This window comes from Pseudenhygromyxa sp. WMMC2535 (genome assembly GCF_011083025.2).
This window is the reverse complement of record NZ_JABJWV010000001.1, coordinates 777,619-797,576: the sequence shown is the minus strand read 5'-3', so window position 1 is coordinate 797,576 and position 19,958 is coordinate 777,619. Positions and strand designations below refer to the sequence as shown.

General features: G+C 69.6%; 12 protein-coding genes. 3 read left to right on the top strand and 9 right to left on the bottom strand.

The genetic code is table 11. The features are described 5' to 3' along the window. Positions 1–9: 9 nt before the first annotated feature. Complete coding sequence (locus tag G6O69_RS02925) at positions 10–870, bottom strand: NAD-dependent protein deacetylase (RefSeq protein WP_346016998.1); 861 nt, start codon at positions 868–870, stop codon at positions 10–12. A 56-nt stretch (positions 871–926) separates the two neighbouring features. Between G6O69_RS02925 and G6O69_RS02920 the strand changes: the two genes are divergently transcribed. Further along, positions 927–1,562 carry a rhomboid family intramembrane serine protease gene (locus G6O69_RS02920; protein WP_172302002.1) on the top strand — a complete coding sequence of 212 codons (636 nt, stop codon included), beginning with the start codon at positions 927–929 and terminating at the stop codon, positions 1,560–1,562. On the opposite strand, the gene G6O69_RS02915 is transcribed toward G6O69_RS02920, so the two are convergent. From G6O69_RS02915 to G6O69_RS02880, 8 genes are all read right to left on the bottom strand, one after another. Continuing rightward, positions 1,556–2,842: a PHB depolymerase family esterase gene (locus G6O69_RS02915; RefSeq protein ID WP_172302001.1), complete on the bottom strand. Its 1,287-nt coding sequence runs from the start codon at positions 2,840–2,842 to the stop codon at positions 1,556–1,558. The genes G6O69_RS02920 and G6O69_RS02915 overlap by 7 nt on opposite strands. 64 nt (positions 2,843–2,906) lie before the next feature. Beyond that, positions 2,907–4,484, bottom strand: coding sequence for a metallophosphoesterase (locus tag G6O69_RS02910; protein WP_172302000.1), 1,578 nt, complete (start codon positions 4,482–4,484; stop codon positions 2,907–2,909). A 16-nt stretch (positions 4,485–4,500) separates the two neighbouring features. Continuing rightward, entirely contained in the window at positions 4,501–6,261 is a 1,761-nt protein-coding gene (locus G6O69_RS02905) for a SulP family inorganic anion transporter (RefSeq protein ID WP_172301999.1), read from the bottom strand. Between the two features lie 66 nt (positions 6,262–6,327). Further along, the gene (locus G6O69_RS02900; RefSeq protein ID WP_172301998.1) at positions 6,328–8,520 is read right to left on the bottom strand and encodes a phosphatidylserine/phosphatidylglycerophosphate/cardiolipin synthase family protein; all 2,193 of its coding nucleotides are present in this window, start codon (positions 8,518–8,520) and stop codon (positions 6,328–6,330) included. A gap of 145 nt (positions 8,521–8,665) precedes the next feature. Beyond that, the gene (locus G6O69_RS02895) at positions 8,666–10,075 is read right to left on the bottom strand and encodes a DUF2004 domain-containing protein (RefSeq protein ID WP_172301997.1); all 1,410 of its coding nucleotides are present in this window, start codon (positions 10,073–10,075) and stop codon (positions 8,666–8,668) included. Positions 10,076–10,089: 14 nt separating this feature from the next. Further along, positions 10,090–10,980 (bottom strand): hypothetical protein, encoded by an 891-nt coding sequence (locus G6O69_RS02890; protein WP_172301996.1) that lies wholly within the window; start codon positions 10,978–10,980, stop codon positions 10,090–10,092. After that, positions 10,980–15,068 carry a DUF6531 domain-containing protein gene (locus G6O69_RS02885; RefSeq protein ID WP_172301995.1) on the bottom strand — a complete coding sequence of 1,363 codons (4,089 nt, stop codon included), beginning with the start codon at positions 15,066–15,068 and terminating at the stop codon, positions 10,980–10,982. The genes G6O69_RS02890 and G6O69_RS02885 overlap by 1 nt, the downstream gene beginning before the upstream one ends. A 1-nt stretch (position 15,069) precedes the next feature. Further along, a complete protein-coding gene (locus G6O69_RS02880) occupies positions 15,070–16,458 on the bottom strand; it encodes a hypothetical protein (protein WP_172301994.1) in 1,389 nt (462 codons plus the stop codon). Positions 16,459–16,649: 191 nt separating this feature from the next. On the opposite strand from G6O69_RS02880, the gene G6O69_RS02875 reads away from it, so the two are divergent. Together G6O69_RS02875 and G6O69_RS02870 are read left to right on the top strand one after the other, a co-directional pair. After that, the gene (locus G6O69_RS02875) at positions 16,650–18,404 is read left to right on the top strand and encodes a serine/threonine-protein kinase (RefSeq protein WP_172301993.1); all 1,755 of its coding nucleotides are present in this window, start codon (positions 16,650–16,652) and stop codon (positions 18,402–18,404) included. Next, the gene (locus G6O69_RS02870; protein ID WP_172301992.1) at positions 18,404–19,912 is read left to right on the top strand and encodes a protein kinase; all 1,509 of its coding nucleotides are present in this window, start codon (positions 18,404–18,406) and stop codon (positions 19,910–19,912) included. The genes G6O69_RS02875 and G6O69_RS02870 overlap by 1 nt, the downstream gene beginning before the upstream one ends. Positions 19,913–19,958: the final 46 nt, after the last annotated feature.

The following is a 19,958-nucleotide window of genomic DNA, read 5'->3' as shown; positions in this document are numbered from 1 at the left end:
GCTCGATGCTCAGCCCGAGCGCAGCCGCGCGTGCAGCTGGGGGAGCAGCTCGCCGACCCGCGCGCCGAGGCGCAGGCTGGCGAGGGGGTCGCCGCGCGTGGGCCCGAGGTTGACGATCGCCACGGGCAGCTCGCGGGCGGCCGCGCGCCGAACGAAGCGCAGGCCCGAGAACACCGCCAGCGAGGAGCCGAGCACGAGCAGGGCCTCGGCGGCGTCGACCATGGCGTAGCCGCGCTCGACCACGGGGGCGGGCACGGCCTCGCCAAAGAACACCACGTTGGGCTTGAGCAGGCCGGCGCAGCGCAGGCAGTCGGCCACGCGGAAGCGGGCCAGGGCGGGGTCTTCGAGGTCGGCGTCGCCGTCGGGGGCCATGGGCGCGCGCAGCCGCTCGGCGTCGAGCCAGCCGGGGTTGAGCTGCTCGAGGCGAGCCTGGAGATCGGCGCGGGCCTCGATCGCGCCGCAGGACAGGCAGCGGACCTCGGCCAGGGCGCCGTGGAGCTCGACGACCTCGCGGCTGCCCGCGGCGTGGTGCAGGCGGTCGACGTTTTGAGTGATCAGCCCCGAGATGAAGCCTTCGGCCTCGAGCGCGGCGAGGGCCGCGTGTCCGGCGTTTGGCCGCGCGGCGCAGAACTTGGGCCAGCCGATCATCGCCCGCGCCCAGTAGCGCCGCCGGGCCGCGGGGTCGCCGACGTAGCGATCGAACTTCACGGGGTTGCGGGCGCGGGCGCGGGTGCCCTCGCCGCGGTAGTCGGGGATCCCCGACTCCGTCGAGCAGCCTGCGCCGGTCAGCGCGAGCACCCTGCGCCCGCGGAGCATGGCGGCGAGGGCGTCGAGCTGCCCGAGGTCGAGGGCGGGCGCTGGGGGGAGCACCAGGGGAGCATGGCCGCGACCCTGGTCGTTGGCTACTTCCGCGCTAAGCTCGCCACATGTCGCCCGCGACCAAATCCTCGCGCAAGCCCGCGCGGACGGCCCAGTCCAAGCCACAGGGCGATTGGCAGACGCTCCGGCGCGAGTGGCGGGCCACCTGGAAGGTCATCGTTGGCATGTTGGCGGTGCTGTGGACGGTCGAGCTCGTCGACCTCTACGCTCTCGGCGGCCGCCTCGACGCTTACAGCGTGCGCCCGCGCGAGCTCGACGGCCTGCTCGGGATCCTCACCCACCCCTTCTTGCACGGCGGGCTGCCCCACCTGATCAGCAACTCCGCGGGCATCCTGGTCCTCGGCACCCTGGTGGCCGCGCGCAGCCGCTGGGCCTGGCTGTGGGTCAGCCTCGCGGGCACGCTGCTCGGCGGCTTGGGGATGTGGCTGCTCGGCGCCTCGGGCTCGGTGCACATCGGCGCCAGCGGGGTGGTCTTCGCCTACTTCGGCTACCTGCTCTTCGCCGGATGGTTCGAGCGCCGCTTCGCCTCGATGCTGCTCTCGGCGCTCGTGCTGCTCGTCTACGGCACGATGATCTTCGGGGTTCTCCCCGGCCAGGTCGGGGTGTCCTGGGAGGGCCACCTGTTCGGCTTCTTCGCCGGGGTGATCATGGCGCGGGTGCTCGCCAAGCGGGCGGATCACTGACACTCGGAGCCGCCGCACTCGCCCACGCGCTCGACGGCGTTGCCCGCCCCCATCGCGCACCAGTCGGGCCAGGGCGCGGGTAGGGCGTCGAATTCCTGGTAGGGCGAGTAGCCGTCCTCGAGCCAGTAGGGGTGGGCGAGCATGAACTCCCAGGTCGGGGCGAAGGTCGGGAGATCGGGCTGGTCCGCGGGCGCCTCGAAGGGCGGGGTCGCGTGGGTGCAGTCGTGGATGCACTCGAGCACGGGGTGGCCGTTGCCCTCGAGGTCGGACTCGAGCTGGTTGGAGGCCTCGGCGAAGTCGATGGCGATGCAAAAGTCGTCGTCGCCGCCCCACAGGACCATGGCCGGCATGATGTTGCCGCCCTCCTCCCACGGCTTGATCAGCCCGCCGACGCCGCCCGAGAGCGAGATCATGCTCGCCAGGCGATCCCCGTGGCGGCTGGCCAGCATGCTCGTGAACATCGCCCCGGCGCTGACGCCCATGGCCGAGACGCACTCCTTGTCGACGCTGAATTGCTCGGCGACGCAGGCCAGCAGATCGTCGAACATCTGGAAGTCCTGCTCCATCGAGAAGTCGAGGTCGGTGACGGCGAACGGCCAGCGGAAGGGCACGAGGTCCGCGGCCTCGCGGCCGTCGGGGATCACCGCGATGAAGCGGTAGTAGTCGGCGGCGTACTGGACCTCGGCGCGGTCGTAGAACTTCTCGGCGTCGGCGCCCAGCCAGTGGAACATGAACATCACCGGGAGGACCTCGTCGTCGGCGATGTCCGTGGGCGCGACCAGGATGAAGCTGCGATCGCCGCCGCCGGTGTCGAGCACGTTGACCTCGCCGGGCTCGAAGAGCGGGCAGCCGATGTAGGTCGGCAGCGCGGGGGCGAGCTGCGCTCCCTCGGGCGCCGGCGTGCCGCATAGCGGGAGCATCGGCAACGCATCGCCGGTGTCGGTGCTGGTGTCGGATTCGGACTCGTCGGTGTCGGTGTCGGTGTCGGTCGAAGACTCCGCGTCGGTCTCGGTCTCGCCTGCGTCGGTCCCGGTGGTCTCGCCTTGGGTGTCCGTGTCGGACCCGCTGGTCTGACCGTCCGCGCCCTCCGTGCTCGTGTCGTCGGACTCGCCCTCGCTCGCCCCGACCTCGTCGTCGGTGCTGCCTGCTTCGCCCGCGCCGCCATCGTCGGCGCAGCCGGGGCCCGCGAGGGCGGCGATCAGCAGCCAGGGGGACGACCAGCGCACGCGCGCCGACCCGGATGCAGAGGAGGCGAGGCGAGCAGACGACGCAGCAGACATGGCGCGATGATACGCCGACCGCGACCCGCCGTGGTCGGTGATTGGGGCGAGTCGCGGGGAGCCCTCAGTTCTCGCTCGGCTCGCTCGGCTGGCTCGGCTGGGGCCCGGCCTCGAGCGCGCAGGCGCAGCGCTCGAAGCCCTCGGGTGACTGGATCTGCATGCCGCACCAGTAGGCCGGCCAGTTGCTGGCGTCGAGCTGCCCGGCGTCTGGCGCCGAGGCGGGGTAGAGGCGCTCGAAGGTCGCGCGGGTCTCGGGCTCGTCGCGCAGGCGCCGACGCAGGGCCTCGACGCCGTCGAGGTCGTAGCGCGGCAGGTCGTAGGTGGCGCTGAAGCGATACTCCTCGGCCCACCGCGGCTGCTCGGCGGACAGGTCGAGGTAGCGGGTGCTGTAGTCCTCGAGGGTCGCCTCGGTGGCCTCGAAGTCGATCACCTGATAGCTGGGGTTGTTGCCGAACATCGGGCTGATCGCCGGGGTGATGTGGACGAGCTCGGTCGCCGCGCCCGAGATGGTGCGCAGGCGAAAGTCGTCGGTGTGGATGTGCCCGGCCAGGCTCGCGGTGATCGTCTCGCCGTAGTCGTCGAGCATGTGCAAGAACGCCGCCTCGGCGCCAGCGCGCCAAAACAGCGCCGCACCGTCGCCGCAGCCGGGCTTTTGGTCGTCGTCGTGCTCGGGGTGCGCCGCGGGGTAGACGTTGATGCCCGGGGGGATGTGATAGATCAGCCACACGTGCTCGCCGGCCTCGCGGGCCTCGGCGAGGGCGGTGGACAGCCACTCGAATTGCAGCTCGCTGGGGCTCTCGTCGGGGCTCGGCTCGCCGCAGGCGTCCCTGTCGTAGTTCGCCGACCAAAATGTGGTGTTGAGCACGATCAGCCGGTGCTCGGGGTCGCTGGGGCTGGGCAGCTGATAGTAACCGCCGACGGCGAAGGTCTCGGTGAAGGCCTCGCGCAGATCCTCGCTCTCTTCACCGGTCTCGGGGCTGACCTGTGGAGCCCAGGTCGCGGCGGCCATGCGCAGGAAGTCGCCCGAGGCGGCCAGGGCGTAGTCGCCACAGTAGCTGTCGTTGTTGCCCAGGGCCGGGAAGATCGGCAGCTCGCCGGTCGCCGCGCGCAGCTCGGCGGTGACGAAGGCGAGGGTCTTGTCGACGAAGCGCCGGTAGGCGGCCTCGTCCCGCGCGTCATCTTGCTGCGTGGCCATGGCAGCGTCGAACTTCCGGCGAAAGTGGTGGGCCAGGAAGTCGCCCGAGATGACCACGAACTCGGGCGCGGGCTCGCCAGCGGCGGGCGAGCCGAGCTGGTCCGCGAGCGCGCGCAGGCTCGAGTCGAGCAGGGCGAAGCTCGTGTCCTGGCCGCGCTCGGCGTTGCTCGGGGCCGCGTCGGGGGCGGCCGCCTCGAAGAGCTCGCGCCACTGCTCGGGCTCGGCGGCGGCGAGCTTGGGCACGAGCGCGGGGTCGATGAAGGGGTCGAAGTGCAGGTCCGAGAGCGAGACGAAGCGCGCGGCGCGGGGCGGGCGTGGGGCCTTGTCGGACGCCTCGGCGTCGTCGAGGGGCCGCGCCCGGGTCTCGGACGTTCCTCGCGGCCCGCAGCCGAGGGCGGCGATCACAGCGAGGAGGAGCGGGGTCGACGAAGCCAGGACGCGGCGCATCGCCGACAGGGTACTTTCACTCGCTCTCGCGCACACCCTCGCCGGTCAGCAGGAAGGGCTGGGCGTGATCGAGGCCGCAGTCCTCGCCGTGCTCGCCGACGAGCTCGAAGGCCCGCTGCCTGGCGGCCTCGAGGGCGGCGAACCATCGCCCGCGGGTCGGGAACAGGCCGTCCTCGCCGATGGCCGCGGCCGCCCCGGAGCGCTCGAGCACCGGCATCATGTCGGGGGTCATGCCGACGAGCAGGAGGTGCTGGCCGCGGCCCTGCATGCTCTCGGCGAGGGCGGCGAGGGCTTCGGCGGCGGTCATGTCGAGGCCGGAGGTCCGCTTGATCCGCACGATGATCACCCGCACGCCCTGCTCGCTGGCGACGCCCTCGAGCGCCCTGCGCAGCTCGCCCGCGGAGCCGAAGAAGAGCGCGCCCTCGACGTGGAGCAGGCGGATCGCGGCGCAGCGGCGCAGCGGACCGAGGGGCGCGCCGAGGGCGTGCTCCTGTAGCAGGCCCTCGGCGTTGACGACCAGCTCGCGGATCGTCAGCAGCCTGGCCTTGCGCAAGAAGAGCACCAAGGACACGCCGACCCCGAGATAGATCGCCTTGTCGAGGTCGAGGGTCCAGGTCGCGACCAGGGTCACGAAGAAGGCCAGGGCGTCGTCGCGCGAGGTCTTCAGGGTCCGGCGGATGCGCGGCAGGTCGACCAGGTCCCAGGCGACCACGAGCAGGAGCCCGGCCAAGCTGGCGATCGGCGTGTGGTCGAGGATCGACGCCGCGAGCGCGAGCACGACGATCATCAGGGCCCCGGTGATCATCCCCGAGGCCCGCGAGCGCGCCCCGGCCTGGGCGTTGAGGGCCGAGCGCGAGAGGCTGCCGCTGACCGGGTAGCCCGAGAAGAAGGCCGCCGAGAGGTTGGCGAGGGCCTGACCGAGGAATTCTCGGCTGGTGTCGAGGCGCTGGCCGGTGCGCGCGGCGATCGAGCGGGCCACGGCGTTGGACTCGACCAGCGAGAGCACGGCGCAGGCGGCCGCGGCCGGGGCGAGGGCCAAGGTCAGCTCGAGCGAGGGCAGGCTCGGGGGCGGGAGCCCCGGGGGGATCGGCGAGAGGTCGGCGATCACCCGCAAGCCGCGGGACTCGAGGTCGAAGACCAGGTTGACGACGATGCCCGCGAGCATGACGAGCAGGGCCTCGGGCAGCTTGCGCTCAAGCTTGCGGGCGAGCAGGCGCAGCGAGATCGCGGCCACGAGGGTGCCGGCGGCGAAGATCACCGAGGACATCGAGGCCGCGGGCAGGGCCTCGAGCCACCCGGGGATCGCCACCCACAGCTTGCCCTTGGGCCCGCTCGTGGCCGTGAGGTTGTGGAGCTGGCCGAGGCCGATGAGCACGCCGGCGCCGGTGATGTAGCCGAGCACCGTGGGCGAGGAGATGTAGTCGATGACCGCGCCGAGGCGCAGGACGGTGGCGAGGATCTGGAAGACCGCGGCGCCGAGCGCCAGGGCGACGCCGACCTGGAGGGGGTCGTGGTCCGCGGCCGCGATCACGGCCCCGCCGACGAGCAGGCTCAGGGCGTTGGTCGGGCCGACGACCACGTGCCTGGAGCTGCGAAAGAGCGAGCCGATGATCGTCGGGAGGGTCGACGCGAACAGGCCCATGGCCGGGGGCAGGCCGGCGATGGTCGCGTAGGCCAGGCCCTGGGGGACGCCCAGGAACAAGGTCGCGCCGGCGGCCGAGAGGTCGGGGACGAGGGCGCGGGCGCGCTCGCCGAGGCTGGGCTTGGGGTCGCTCATGGGGCCCGGGGGCCCAGAGTGTAGGCCAAAGCTCCGGGTGCTCGCGCCCGGGCGGCGAGAGCCAGCTCAGGAGTAGAGCGAGCCCGGCCACAGCGCCCCGACGACCGCGCGCTGGGCTCGCTCGCTGCGCCAGGCCTCGGAGCTGGGGTCGATGGGCACGGCCTGGGCGATAACCTCGCGCAGCTCGGCCTCGAGGTCGCGGCAAAAATTTTCGTCCTCGATCACCACGTTGGCCTCGCTCTCCCAGAAGCTCGCCGTCGCGTCGAGGTTGGCCGAGCCCACGCTGGCGACGCGGCCGTCGACGCTGACGATCTTGGCGTGGACGTAGGGGCGCACGCGCCCGCCGCGGGCGACGTTGAGGGGCGAGGGCGGGGGCTGAAACTCGTAGATCGCCACGCCGGCGAGGAGCAGCGGCTCGAGCCGGGCCTTGACCATGTGCTCGAAGAGGGTGCGGTGCAGCGGCGCCGGAAAGAAGCTGCCGTCGGCCCGGCGCGCGGCGGCGCTGCCCGTGAGCAGCTCCACGCGCACGCCCCGGGCGAGCAGGCAGAGGATCGCGCGCTCGAGGGTGCTGACGATCGGGAAGTCGTTGACGATGATGACGTGGTCCTCGGCGAGCTCGAGCAGCGCTTCGTACATGGCCATGCCGTTGGCGTCGGCGAGGCCGCGGTGGACCACCAGCCGGGCCGCGACCTCGCCGGCGGGCTCGAGCTCGGGCAGCGACTCGGGGCCGAGGCCCCGGGGCAGGGAGCCGCCCTGATCGCGCCAGGTCTCCAGGAAGTTGGCCTGGATCTCGCGCACGAGCGGCCCCGCGACCTCGACGTGGGCGTCGAGCCAGGGGATGCGCTCGTGGCGGGTGTTGTCGTGGATCGGGACCTCGTCGAAGCCCTGGTAATACTCGTCGCTGGCGTTGCGCCCCGAGACCAGCGCCCGCAGCCCGTCGACGATCACCAGCTTGCGGTGGTCTCGGCGCTTGAGCCGGGTCAGCTCGACGTCCTGGGCCGACTCGATGCGCTCGACCGCCAGGAGCTCGATGTTGGCCTCGGCACGCAGCGAGTGCAGCAGCGGGTTGAGGCGGCCGAGCAGCTCTTCTTCGGAGTAGAGCGCGTCGATCATCAGGCGCACGCGCACGCCCGCGCGGGCACGGTGGATCAGCGCGACGATCAGCCGCTCGAGAAATTCGCTCGGGCGCAGGATGTAGAACTGGAGATGGACCGACTCGCGGGCCGCGGCGATCAGCTCGAAGAGGCGCTCGCGGGCGCGGCGGTTGTCGAGCTCGGCGTGCACGGCGTTGTGGGCCACGAGGGTCGAGGCCGTCGCGCGATCGAGGCGCCAGGTCAGCGGGTCCGCGCGCTCGCGGGCCGCGACGAAGGCCCGGGCGCGCTCGTGGGCGGCGCGAAAGCCCTGGCCGTGGGCGTGGGCGAGGACCTGCTCGGGGGAGAGGAAGTCGACCTCGGCGACGAGCCCCGCCGGCCAGGCGCGGGGGCTGACCACGGCGGCGATCGCCACCCCCTTGGCCTGGAGCTTGCGGACCGCCCGCTGGGCGAAGAGCTGATCCACGTCGACGCCGAGGCGCTCGAGGTCTTGCTGGTCCGTGCTGTAGCGCAGGGCCGCCGCCATGCCCAAACCCAGCTGCGCCATGGCCTCGTGGAGCGCGGCCGAGCGGTCCTCCAGGTGGAGGTCGAACACCGCGATGGCCAGGCCGGCGTCGTTCAGGGCGGAGATCAGCGCGTGGGCCGAGGGCTCGGCGAGCGCGGGCGCGGGCGGGGCTTCGCGCAGCAGCAGCTCGGCGTCGATCAAGGCCATGGGGCGCGCGTCCGCGACCTGGAGCGTGCGCCGGCCGATCAGCTCCGCCGGGCGCTGGGCGTCGTCGCGGACGAGCTCGACGGCGATCGCGTAGCTCCCCGGCGCGGGCGCGCGGATCATCGCCCGGACCTCGCCGCGGGCCTCGAGCTCGATCTCGGCGACGGCCTCGCCCGCCAGGGTGAAGCGCGCCCGGCCGCCGAACTTGCCCGCGACCCCGAGCTTGGCCTCGAGCTCGACCCACTCCCCGGGCCGCGTGAGCACGTCACGCTCGACGCCGCCGATCAACCGGCGCAGGCCGGGGCTCCGGCTCCAGCGCTCGAGGGTCGGGCCGAGGGCGCGGGCGGCGACCTCGACGAGCTGCCCGGGCTCCTCGGGGTCGCGCTCGCTCTGGCTGTCGAGGAAGGCGCGGATGGCCCGGCGCAGGCTGCCTCGGTTGGGCTCGGGCCGTTCTCGCATCGGAGGAGTCTAGCAGGGCGCTATGCTGCTAGCGATGCGCAGGCGCTGGCTGCGGGGACGTCAGGGGAGCGGCTACGACAAGCTGCTGCTCGTCGAGGGCCGGCGCTCCGATCTCGACCTGCTGCGCTTCCCGACCGGCTCGAGCTCAGCTCTCCATGGACACGCAGTTGACCTGACCAAAGCGATCCAGCTTGACCGCGAGCACGTAGCGGGTGAGCGCTTCACCAATGGTGTAGTCGCACACGAGCGCCTGATCTTCGTTCCCCGGGTACAGAGCCATGCTCGCCAGCTTTAGCCCGGCCACGAACGCATCAGCGGTGACCTGCGCGGCTTCGCTGACGCCGAAGAGGTCGAGTAGCACGTCCTCGTCGAGCTCTTCGAGGTGGCATGCGCGATACAGAGGCACGGCCATCTCCTCGTCGCCGGTCGCGAGGTTGGCGAGCATCGCCTCACGGGCTCGGCCGTCGACGACGTCGAGCGTGCCGACCAGCCGGGCCGGCTCATCGAGGGCTTCGGTGTCCGGCTCGCCGTCGCCGAAGTCGACGTGCACCGAGAGGGAGCGACCGCCCACGCTCACCGTGGTCGAGGCGAACCCCGCGTCATCGAACTCGAGCACTCCGAGGATCGCGTGCTCGATGACCACGCCGGTCTCGGGTGTCTCGGCCTTGACGGGGCCGTCTTCCCGCGTCAGCCCGGAGCCGTAGATGCGCCAAGCATCGCCGAGCGCTGCGCACAGCTCGGCCTTGGTGTGGCTGTGGTGCTTGCTGGCGGAGAAGAAGACCTTGCGTAGGCTCGGGCTCTCGAGCAGCGGGGACAGGTCGCCATCGGCAACCGCATCGAAGCTCAGGCTCTCGAGGCGTGGCAGGGTCGGAACGAAGGCGAGACTGTCGGGGCGTTCGACCCGCAGCGACGCGAGCCGAGCGTGTCCCGCGAGGATGGCGTAGTCGCTGAGCTTCCCGCACGCCTGGACGCGCAAGTCCTCCAGCGCGGGCGGGATCGATTCGAGGCGGGCCAACTTGCGGCAGTGACCGAGCCCGAGCTTGGTCACCGCGCCGAGGGTGTCGAGACCCGTGAAGGTCTCGGGCTTGGCCTGGATGATGTCGAGCTCCGCTAGCTCGCCGGCTCCGGCGAAGATCGACAGGTCGCCGCGCGCGAGCTTCCAGACTCGAACCCGGCGTAGCTTGGTCAGCGCGTCGAGGCCACGGAGCTTCTTGCTATCGGTGAAGATCAGCTCCTCGAGATCGGACAGCGGGGAGACGTCGAGGCGGGGATAGACGTGTAGAGAGAGGCTTGTCAGCTGCGTCAGGCTGGGGATGGCGTCGAAATTCAGGACCCTGTCGGGTCCGAGGGAGTCGTCGATGCCGAGCGCGCGCAGCGACGACAGGTCGCGCAGCCGCGAGAGATCGACCTTCGGAGGATCGACGTCGCGGCCACGGTAGTCGTAGGAGATGTTGAGGCCCGAGAGCTTCTCGCTGTGGATGAGCTCGATCGCAGCGTCGAAGTAGGCCGGCACGGTGTGCACCGTGCACTCGCGAACTGTCTTGGGATCCTTCATGGGGTGTGACCGGCTCAGATGTCCGCCTCCGGCTCCCGGGTCAAGCTGACGTCGTCGACGCGCCAGTCCGGGCCGAGGGCCGAGAGCAGCTCGGCCTTCGTGTGGCTGTAGTGCTTCTTGAACGGGCGGATCGAGATCTTGCGCAGGCTCTCGCTGGCGAGCAGGGGGGAGAGGTCGCGATCGGAGACACCCGTGATGAACAACCGCTCGAGCCTGGTCATGCTCGGGACGAAGGCGAGGCTGTCGACCTTGGTCATGACGAAGAACACCTCGAGCGAGGTGTTGCCGGCGAGGAAACCGAACTCGGTGAGCTTGGGGCACTGCTGGATGTTGAGGTCGCGCAGCTTGGGCGGCAGCGGGTTGATGCGGACGAGGTCCGAGCTGTTGCTGATCTCTAGCTCGGTGAGGTTGGCGATCGCCTCCAGACCCTCGAGGACCTCTCCTCGAGTCCAAACGAGCCCGAGCACCTCGAGCTGGGCGAGACCACCGAGGAAGGAGAGATCGCCATCGGGGAGGTGGTAGAGGGTCAGTTCCCGCAGCTTCGTCAGCGTGCCGACTCCACGATGCGGCCGATTGCCGGCGATCCGCAGACACTCGAGATCAGGGAACGAGGACAGCTGAAGAGGCGGGCACGCGCCCGGGGCCAGCTTGGTCAGCGCAGTGAGGCCGTAGATCGCTTCGTGGTTGAGGATCCGATCCTCCGAGATGTCGCCCGCGATATGGAGCGAGCGAAGCGAGGGCACGCCGCTCAACAGCGAGAGATCGACGCGTCCGTCTTCCGAACGGCTCCCTTGAGTCCACACGTGGAGCGAGGTGAGTCCTCGCTGGCGTATGAGTGCGGCGGCGAGGTCGAGGCATGCTGGATGTGCCCACACCTGGCCTTCGTCGTCGATCTTGATGAACATCAGCAGATCTTCCCGGTCGTGGCGTTGTACTTGACGAGGAGAGCATTGGCCCGTTGCTCAACCAGAGCTTTCTCCGCAGGGCTCGCGTTGGCCAGTTTCTTCTTGCCAGGCGAGTTGATCTTGTTCAGCAAGTCGGGATTGCCGTCGTCAAACTTGTGCATCTTCATGAGCTCGGCCTCGACCATCAGCCCCATCCGACTGTCGCCGTAGTCCGCGTGCGCGCCCGCGACGATGTTGTCGACCTTCGACTTGACCTGTTCCGCGCGCTGGCGCTGTGACGTACGTGCCCGTTCGACGGGCCCCTTGCCGATGTACATCTCCCCCGAGTCGAATTTGAAGATGTAGGCCCCCGTGAGCCCAAACAGGTCGAGCCACACGAGCGGATCCGGCACGTGCGCGTAGGGATGCATGCCGGCGACCAACCCCGCCGGGTCGCGCGAGATGTAGCACCCCTGCGCGGGCGAGTAGTAGCGGAAGCGATTGTACAGCTCGCCCTGGAACCCGTCGTCGTACTGCCCTGGCCAGCGCCACGGACAGTCTCCGGCCACGCCGAGTTCGACGTCGACCTCGCCGAAGATGTCGAGGCTGGCCTTCCAGCACAGCTCCCCCGCCTCGTTGTACATCCGCGTGGGCGTGCCGAGGTGGTCGCCGACGATCGCGAGGCGCTGACCGTCGCGCTCCTTGACGAGCGGGGTGGCCGTCTCGGGGAGCCAGTGCCAGGTCGTGAGGCCCTCGCGGCTGTCGAGCTCGTGAACGACGACGTGGCCGTCCCAGACGAAGGCGGTCTCGCGCTCGAGCGCGCCGTGAGGAGAGAGCGTCCGTCGGCCGATGCGCCGCGCGAACGCGTCGTACTCGAACTCGATTCGCGCGCCGTCGGGGCGCTCGATGGCGCACAGCAGGCCGTGGCCGTTCCAGGCGTAGGTCCAGTCGCCCTCGGGAGTGCTTCGGCGGACGAGGTTGCCATCGTCGTCGTGGTCGTAGGCGTGGCCATCGAACAGCTCGATGTGACCACCCGGACCGAACTGGCTCTCGCGGCGGTGAACGTTGCCGACCGCGTCGAGGATGCGCAGCGTGACCTCGTCGCCTCGCTGCGCGCGGACCAGCCTACCTCGAGCGTCGTGGCCGTACTCGCGGTCGTCGACGCGCGCGAGCTGCATCTCGCCGCGCCACTGGTAGTCCTGACGATCCAGGAGATCGATCGCCCCTCGCGGGTCGTGTCGGGTGATCCGGCGAGTAGCGGGGCGCCCGGCGTCATCGCGGGTCCAGGCGAGCTCGATGCCGTTGCCGAAGCGGACCGAGCGTAGATCGCCGCCCGGGTCGTGCGCGAGGCGAAGATACGGACGCTGCTGGTGCTCCGCGGCCTCGCCGAGAAACACCTGCGAGGGCTCACCCATGCCCGTGCGGACGATGCCCACGCGAGCTCCCAGCGAGCTCCACACCTCGACCCGTTCACCGGCCGCGTCATGGCGTGAACGAATCTCGGCTCCATCAGTGGCGCCCGCGTGCATGCGGCTGCGCTCCGCGATGACGCGGCCGTCGGCGTCGCGCTCGAACTCGATCTCAGCGGTCTCGTTGTGCGCCTGGCAGAGCAACCCGAGCGCATCATAGGCGAAGCGCGTGAGGCTGCCGTCGTCGTGGCGAACTTCGAGCAGGCGATCGTTTGGATCGTAGCGAGCCGTCCATGATCGGCCGCTGGCGAGCTGGCTCGAGATCGGTCGCCCGGTGCCGTCGAGCACGTAGCGCTGTGTGCGACCGTCGAACCCGGTCTGAGCGATGACCTGGCCCGCGCCATCGCGCTCGAACTCGAAGCGCTCGCCGGCCTGGTTGATGACCGCACGCAGCCGCCCCTCGGAGTCCCATTCCCAGCGTTGACGCGTGCCGGCTTCTTCGCGCTGAGCCAGGCGATGGTGCCCGACATACTCGAAGCGGACCGCCCGACCATCGCCGCGGGCGCTGAGGAGATCGCCCTCGGGATCGTAGACGAACTCGTGCTCGACGTTCGCCGGGCCTCGGGCTTGCACGACTCGACCTTCGAGGTCGTAGATGAAGCGCGTGATCCCGCCTCCGGCGTCGCGGGCTTCGACCAGGCGGCCAAGCCCGTCATATCGGTAGGTCTCGTCGGAGCCGTTGGCCAGGGTCACAGCTGCGAGTTGCTTGTGCTCGTCGTAGTGGAAAAACGTTCGGCGTCCGGCACCTTCGTCGATCGCCGCGAGTAGCCCGGCCGTCCAGCTTCGCCGTACCACGCGACCCGATGGCGAGACTGCATCTTCGAGTCGACCCCCGGGACCGTATCGCCATGTCCACTCTCCACCCCGCGGATCACGTGCGGCGATCTGGTGGTAGCCGTCGTAGGACATGCTCGTCACGGCGCCGTCGGCAGCGACGAATTCGACGGCGTTACCATGCTCATCGAAGCGCTGCCGATGTTCAGCACCGAGCGCGTCGACGCGCAGGATCTCACCGCCGCTGTCCGGGTGGTAGTCATACCGAGTCGTGTTGCCGAGCGGATCCATGACCTGCACGACCTGATTGCGCTCGTTGAACGTGTAGATCGTGAGCTCGCCACGGGAGTCCTCGACGAGAGTCTTCCGGTTGTTCTGGTCGTAAGAGATGAGGTGATCGTAGATGCCGTTGTCACCCCAGGTTCGGACACACTTCGAGAGCGCTCCGACGCCATCGTACTGAAAGAAGAAAGACAGCCCCGCGCGGTTGGTCTCCTGGACCAGCAGGTGACCCTCGTAGGCGTAGCGCCAACTGTGGCCGAGCGCGTCGACGACCTCGACGAGATCGCCGGCTGCGTCATACCGAAATCGTCGATGAACGTAGACGCCATCGGCGTGCGGCTTGGGTGCCAGCAGCGCGCTGAGTCGGCCTTGCTGGTCGTGCACGAAGAGCACGACCCGACCGCAGGCATCCCGGGCCTGGGCGAGGTGAGCGTTCTCGTCGTAGCTCAGCTCCACGTCGTGACACCCGTCGGCGGATCGGATCTTCACGAGCCGAAGGCGATCGGTCGCGTCCCCCGGAATCCGCGCGTATTCGCGGACCAGGTCGTCGGCCGACGCGAGCTCGAAGCGCCCCTCGGCCACGCACGTCAGGCGCAGCTTGTGGATCACACGCTCGATCGTCCGTCCAGGGCGCATGCCCCGTTCGGAGCGCTCGGGCAGATCCCACAGCCCAAACTCGACCTCGCGTCCATCTCCGAGTCGGACGACGGCTCGCCCTCGCTCGAACCACAGTGACTCATCCAGGGAGTGGTTCCAGCCGAAGCCCAGGCTCGACCGCTTGCCCGAGCCCGCGCTCTCGTACACTCGCTCGATCCGCAGAGGGATCGGCCCCGGGAGCTCCAGAACGACGACCTCCGTGAACACGCTGCCGGTCACGACATCGACGGGGTGGCCCGTGACGAAGCGAACGCCGCGATGCCACATCTGTCGCCAGCGCCCTGCGTTGGCCGGCGGCTCGCAGCCCCCGAGTCGCCGGCTGAGACGCTCGAAGAAGCGAGAGTTCTGCCGAACACGGCGAAGCAGCACAGCGCCACGCCGAGCGAGGGCACCGAGACCCTCGATCGCCCCCTTCATCGCGGAAGCGATGGCGATCGCGGCCAAGTCCGGCGCCATTGGTGCGCGGTTCAAGACCGGCCTGCCCTTGGGGATAGCCAGCACGACGCTCGTGGGCAAGCGGTTGGGGTCGCTGCAGCTCAGCGCGACGTCGCCAAGGCGGACGCCGTAGGAGCCCGCGAAGTACACGTCCCGAGAGCCGAAGAACAACTCGGCGTCGCCCTCGAGCTCGGGCAAGCCGTTGCGCATGAACATCACGCCCGGGGCCGAGGCGTGCGGCAGGGTCAGGACGTTGGTCACCGCGGTCCCGCAATTGGTGACGGGCATGCCGTTGATGAGCACGAGACCCGGGCCATCGCTGACCGCCAGGCTGATCGCTGCACCAACGGCGAGTCCCAGCGGATCGAACACGACTCCGACGAAGGGCAAGGGGACTGGTGTGGGGATCGGTGCGGGGGCTGGGGGCGCGGGGACACCGACGACGTGGATGTCGACGCCGATGACGGGATCGAAGGCCGAGCTCTGGAGCATCTCAGGCTGGCTCCGATCCGGTGTCGGCGATCATCGCCTCGAGTGACTCGGCCTGCTCGATCAGCCCATGTTCGCGGCACAGCCCGGCGAGGGCTCGGGCGGCCGCGAGGGCGCTCGAACCTTTGGCTGCGTCCCCGGCTCGGTCTGCGGCGGCCAGGGCTTGGGCGAACGCCGACGCGGCGTCGGCTGGGCGGCCCTTCGACAATAACAGCTGGCCGCACATGCGCTGGGCCTCGATCGTCAGCATGACTGCGCCCAACTCCGCTCCGAGCTCGCCCGCCTTCGCGTAGGCGACGATGGCCTCGTCCACTCGGCGTTGGACGAGGAGACACGAGCCCACGGAGAGCTGAGCGAGCACGGCGAGTTCGGGGAGGCTCGCTGCGACCGCCCGCTCGCGGGCATGGACGAACGACGTCTCCGCATCGTCGGTGCTGCCGCTTTGCAGGGAGTAGCTCCCAAGGATGAGCTCGCTTACCGCGGCCTCGCGTTCGAGACCGTTGGTGACGCAGAAATCTCTCGCTCGTCGCTGGCTCTCGATGGCCCGCTGGACGTCGCCCTCTGCCATCGCAGCCGAAGCACCGAGGATCGAGACCTGTAGCCCGTGCATGGCTTCGACGTCCAGCAGCGCAGGCGAGATGCCGAGCGCAGCGGCCTGCTCGGCGCGTTGCTCGGGACTCGGGGCCGGCGGTTCCCCCTTGCGCGGAGGCGGCAGCACGGAGGGCCCCGCCCCGCCGGTGAGCCTGTACCCCGTCGTCCCCGGGATGATGCTACCCATGGTCTCGATCCGCGCGCGCATCTCGTGTCCCAGCGCGCGGAAGTCGACGCGGGTGTCGACGATCTCGGCGGCAGCGCCGAGCGCCTCGGCGACCGCGATGCCTGCGGTGAGCTCAGATTCGACGATCACGAATCGGAGCTGACGGAGCTGCGGGAGCTCGAGCAACGCGGTGAGGTCTCGTCGCCAGCGCTCGCTGTCGAGGACCCACACGGGTGCGAGCACGAGCACGAGCCCGGCGATCGTGGGCTCACACGAGCCCAGGGCGCTGTGAAGCTCGAAGCAAAAGCGCTCGAGATCCGTCGAGGCCGCGTGCTCGGGCCACAGGGGATCGAGGTGTCGGTCTGCTTTTGCCGCGGCCGTAGTGAGCGCGGCCCAGTCGGCGCGAAGCTCCTCGCAGCGGAGTGACCAACCATCGTCACCAGCCTCCATCGGGGCCTCGAGCACGAAGAATGGGCAATCGTTGGGCTCGAGCAACTCGCTGGCGGCCAGGTGCTCGAGCACGGCGAGTCGCAGCACCTTGCTGGTCACGATGTACAGTACGCGCAGCGAAGGCGTGCGGACGAACCACTCGCCAGCCTCCACGACCCGCTCCAAGGGCGCGACCAGTGCTTCCATGGCGAAGGAATCATCTCACCGGAGGGCGCGAAAGCATGTGAGCTTTGCTGACCGGTGATCGGTCAGCCTCTGCACCGCACACGAGAGTATGTGAGCTTTGCTGACCGATCATCGGTCACCTCGGCAACACGAATTTGCGAACAACTCGCCAGGCAGACCCGTGTTAGCCTCCGTACCGGGGCATCGACCGCATGCGCGACCTCTCCGGGAACTATCGTCTTCTCTACCAGCTCGGCCGCGGTGGCATGGGTCAGGTCTGGGGGGGCGTTCGGCTCGGGCGCGAGAACATGGTGATGCCCTGCGCGATCAAGGTCCTTCACCCTGCCCTCGCTCAGACCGAGCGGGACCGCGAGCGCTTCTTCAACGAGGCTCGCATCGCCGCCCAACTCGACCACGGCCGCATCGTCAAGGTCACGGACACCAGCGAGTTCCAGGGCGCTCCGTGTCTCGTGATGGAATGGGTCGACGGCGTCAATCTTCGCGAACTCCTCGACAAAATCGGGGTGCCGCTGAGTGTAGAGGCTTGCCTCTACATCGTCGGAGAGATCCTCGCCGCTCTCGAGTATGCGCACGAGCGCACGGTCGGTGGCGCGGACGCCGGGGTCATCCACTATGACGTGACCCCGGGCAATATCTTGATCTCGTCGAGTGGCGAGGTGAAGTTGACCGATTTCGGCATCGCGCGCTTCGCCGCGGCCGGCGACGGCACCATGTCTCGCTCGATGGGCACGCCTCGCTACATGTCTGCGGAGCAGATGAGCGGTCGCGCGAGAAGGGAGACCGACATCTACAGCCTCGGGGTCGTGCTTCACGAATTGCTCGACGGCGCGCGCTACCTCGACGGGTGTGATCGGCAGCAATTCCAGACGCTGGTGCTCGACGGGTACGTGCCCGAGCTGAAGGGGCGGGAGGTGCCGGCGTGGATCGATCAGCTTCGCCGGCAGATGCTGGCCGCCCGGCCCGACGACCGGCCGAGCGCTGCCGATGCACGGTCGCTGATCCTGCAAAAGACCAGTCACTATCATCTCGCGGGTCAACAGCTGCGCGAGCTGTACCAGCGCTTTGTCGGGGAGCGGCGCTCGGGGCTCACCGAGCTGATGAACGTCGAAGCGCTCCAGGGCGTGGATCAGGAGATGCTCCCGTCACACGCCTCCACGCCAGTGCCCGAAGCCGAAGTCGATGTGCCTCGCTCGGCGCTGAGTCAGGAGCTGACGGCCACCGGTCTGCCGCCCGGTCTGAGGGAGGACGAGGAGCCCCTCGATGCCACTGAGATTCTCGAGGATCCCGAACCGAAGTCAGCGGCGATCGCTCCTGCAGTTGCGGCCACACTGCCACGGCGATCGCGTCGAATTGTGGACGGTCTACTCGGCGGCGCGCTCGTGCTCGCCAGCATCACGCTTGGTGTATTCGTGACCGACCGCGCGGACGAAGACACCGAGGCCGAGGAGCGATCCCGCGAGACGGCGCTGGCCGAGCCAGAGCCCGCACAAACCGAGCCCGCACCTCCCGCGACGAGGACCGGCGACGACACCGAGAGAGGCGACGACACCGAGACCGGCGACGACACCGAGACCGGCGACGAGACCGAGGGCCGTGGCACCGAGACCGGCGACGACACCGAGAGAGGCGACGACTCCGAGACCCGGGGGAAGGACCCTCCCTCCCCGCCCCCCGTGCGGCTGCCCAGGGTCGAGGTCACATTCATGATCTCCGGTGTAACGAAGGCACAGATCCGGGTCGGGTCGCGCTTGCTCGCCCACGACCACGTAGCGATGATCAAGCTGCGTCCAGGCAAGTACGTGGTTCGCTGGCGAGAGTCGGAGGACGCGCCCTGGCACCAGCCCGGCACGTTGGTCGTCGACGCGCTTTCCAAGGGCGCATACTACGAGGCCCGGCTCGGCGCGACGAACATGAGCGTCAAGACGAAGCAGGGAGGATCGGGGTAGTGAGCGTCGAGGCGCGCGAGCTCCCGGCGGTCGGCGAGACGATCGGCATGGGTCGCTTCGAGCTGCTGGCCAAGCTCGGCGAGGGCGGCATGAGCGGGGTGTTTCACGCCCGAGATCACCTCCTCGGCCGCGAGGTCGCGCTCAAGATCTTGCTCCCGCGCTACCTCGGTCGACCCGAGCGGGAGCAGCGACTCGTCGACGAGGCGAAGTACCTGGGGCGAGTCCAGGGCCACCCCAACATCATCGAGCTGTGCGACAGCGGCAGGCTGCGCGACCACGACTGGCCATGGCTCTCGACCGAGCTGCTCCGCGGTGAGGTGCTCGACTGGCTGCTGGTACGAAGCAAGCTCGAGGCTGATCGCGTCATCGACATCGCCCGGCAGGTGGCGGCCGCGCTCGCAGCTTGTCACGCGCATGGGATCGCCCACCGAGACGCGACACCCGGAAACCTGTTCATCCTCGAGGATGGCACCGTCAAGCTGTTCGACTTCAGCCACGCCGGTGACCTCCGGGGGCCGCGTCTCGTCGCGGGCGCCCCCGGACGACTCACCGGGGCCCACGACACCCCGGGGACCATCGGCTACATGAGTCCCGAGCAGGCCGCGAAGGCGCCCGCGGATCCTTCAATGGACGTGTTCGCGTTCGGGGCGCTGCTGTTCGAGCTCATCACCCGCCGCAATCCCTTTCGCCAGTTTGGGGCTCGAGACGAGTTCATTCGGGCGCAGCGCGAAGGCGCGATCGAGGTGCCCAAGCTCCATGCGTGGGCCTACGAGGTGCCCGAGGCGCTCGCGGTCATCGTCCACGAGTGCACCGATCGCGCAGTGGGTGGACGACCGACGATGGCAGAAGTCGTCGACCGTCTCGGAGGCATCGGGCCCGAGCGTGGCGCTTTGTGTGTGGCCATCAACGCACCCGAGGAGGAGCCCGGGGCGGCTGTCGCGTCGCGTACGTCCGACGCGAGGAGGGGACGCAGCGTCGCGTTGCTCCTCGTCATGTTGCTGCTCGCTGCTGGTGCTGGTGCCTTCTTGCTCGCGCGGTCCTCGGGATCTGCGAGCGCCGACGCCCGAGCGCCGGCGCCGATCGGCGACGCGCCGCCCAGGGCCACACGTCAATCCGAGCCTGCGCCGCCACCGGAGCTCGCGCTGACACCGGAGCCGGAGCCGATGATCGAGGCCGAGGTCGAGCCCGAGTCTCCTCGCTCGATGGTCAAAGCCCCGGCAACGCCGGGGCCCAAGCCCGAGGTCGGGGACTCGTCATGCGACGGCGTCGAGGCGCGAGGTCGGGCGGCCTTCGAGCAACGAAGGTGGCGTGAGGTCGTCGAGCACACGGCCCGCAAGGCCTGCTGGTCGAAGAAGGACGCCCGCGTGCTCCTGCGCACGACCGCGCTGTTCAACCTCGGTCGCTGGAAAGAGTGCGCTCAGACGGGTAGGAAGTCGACTGATCCCAAGGTCCGCTCGAAGGCCGAGGTCTGCTCAGCCAGGCTCGACGCACCGGAGTCCGCCAAATGAACAAGCCGTCAAAAGCCATGCTCGCCTTCTGTTGGGGGATCGGAGC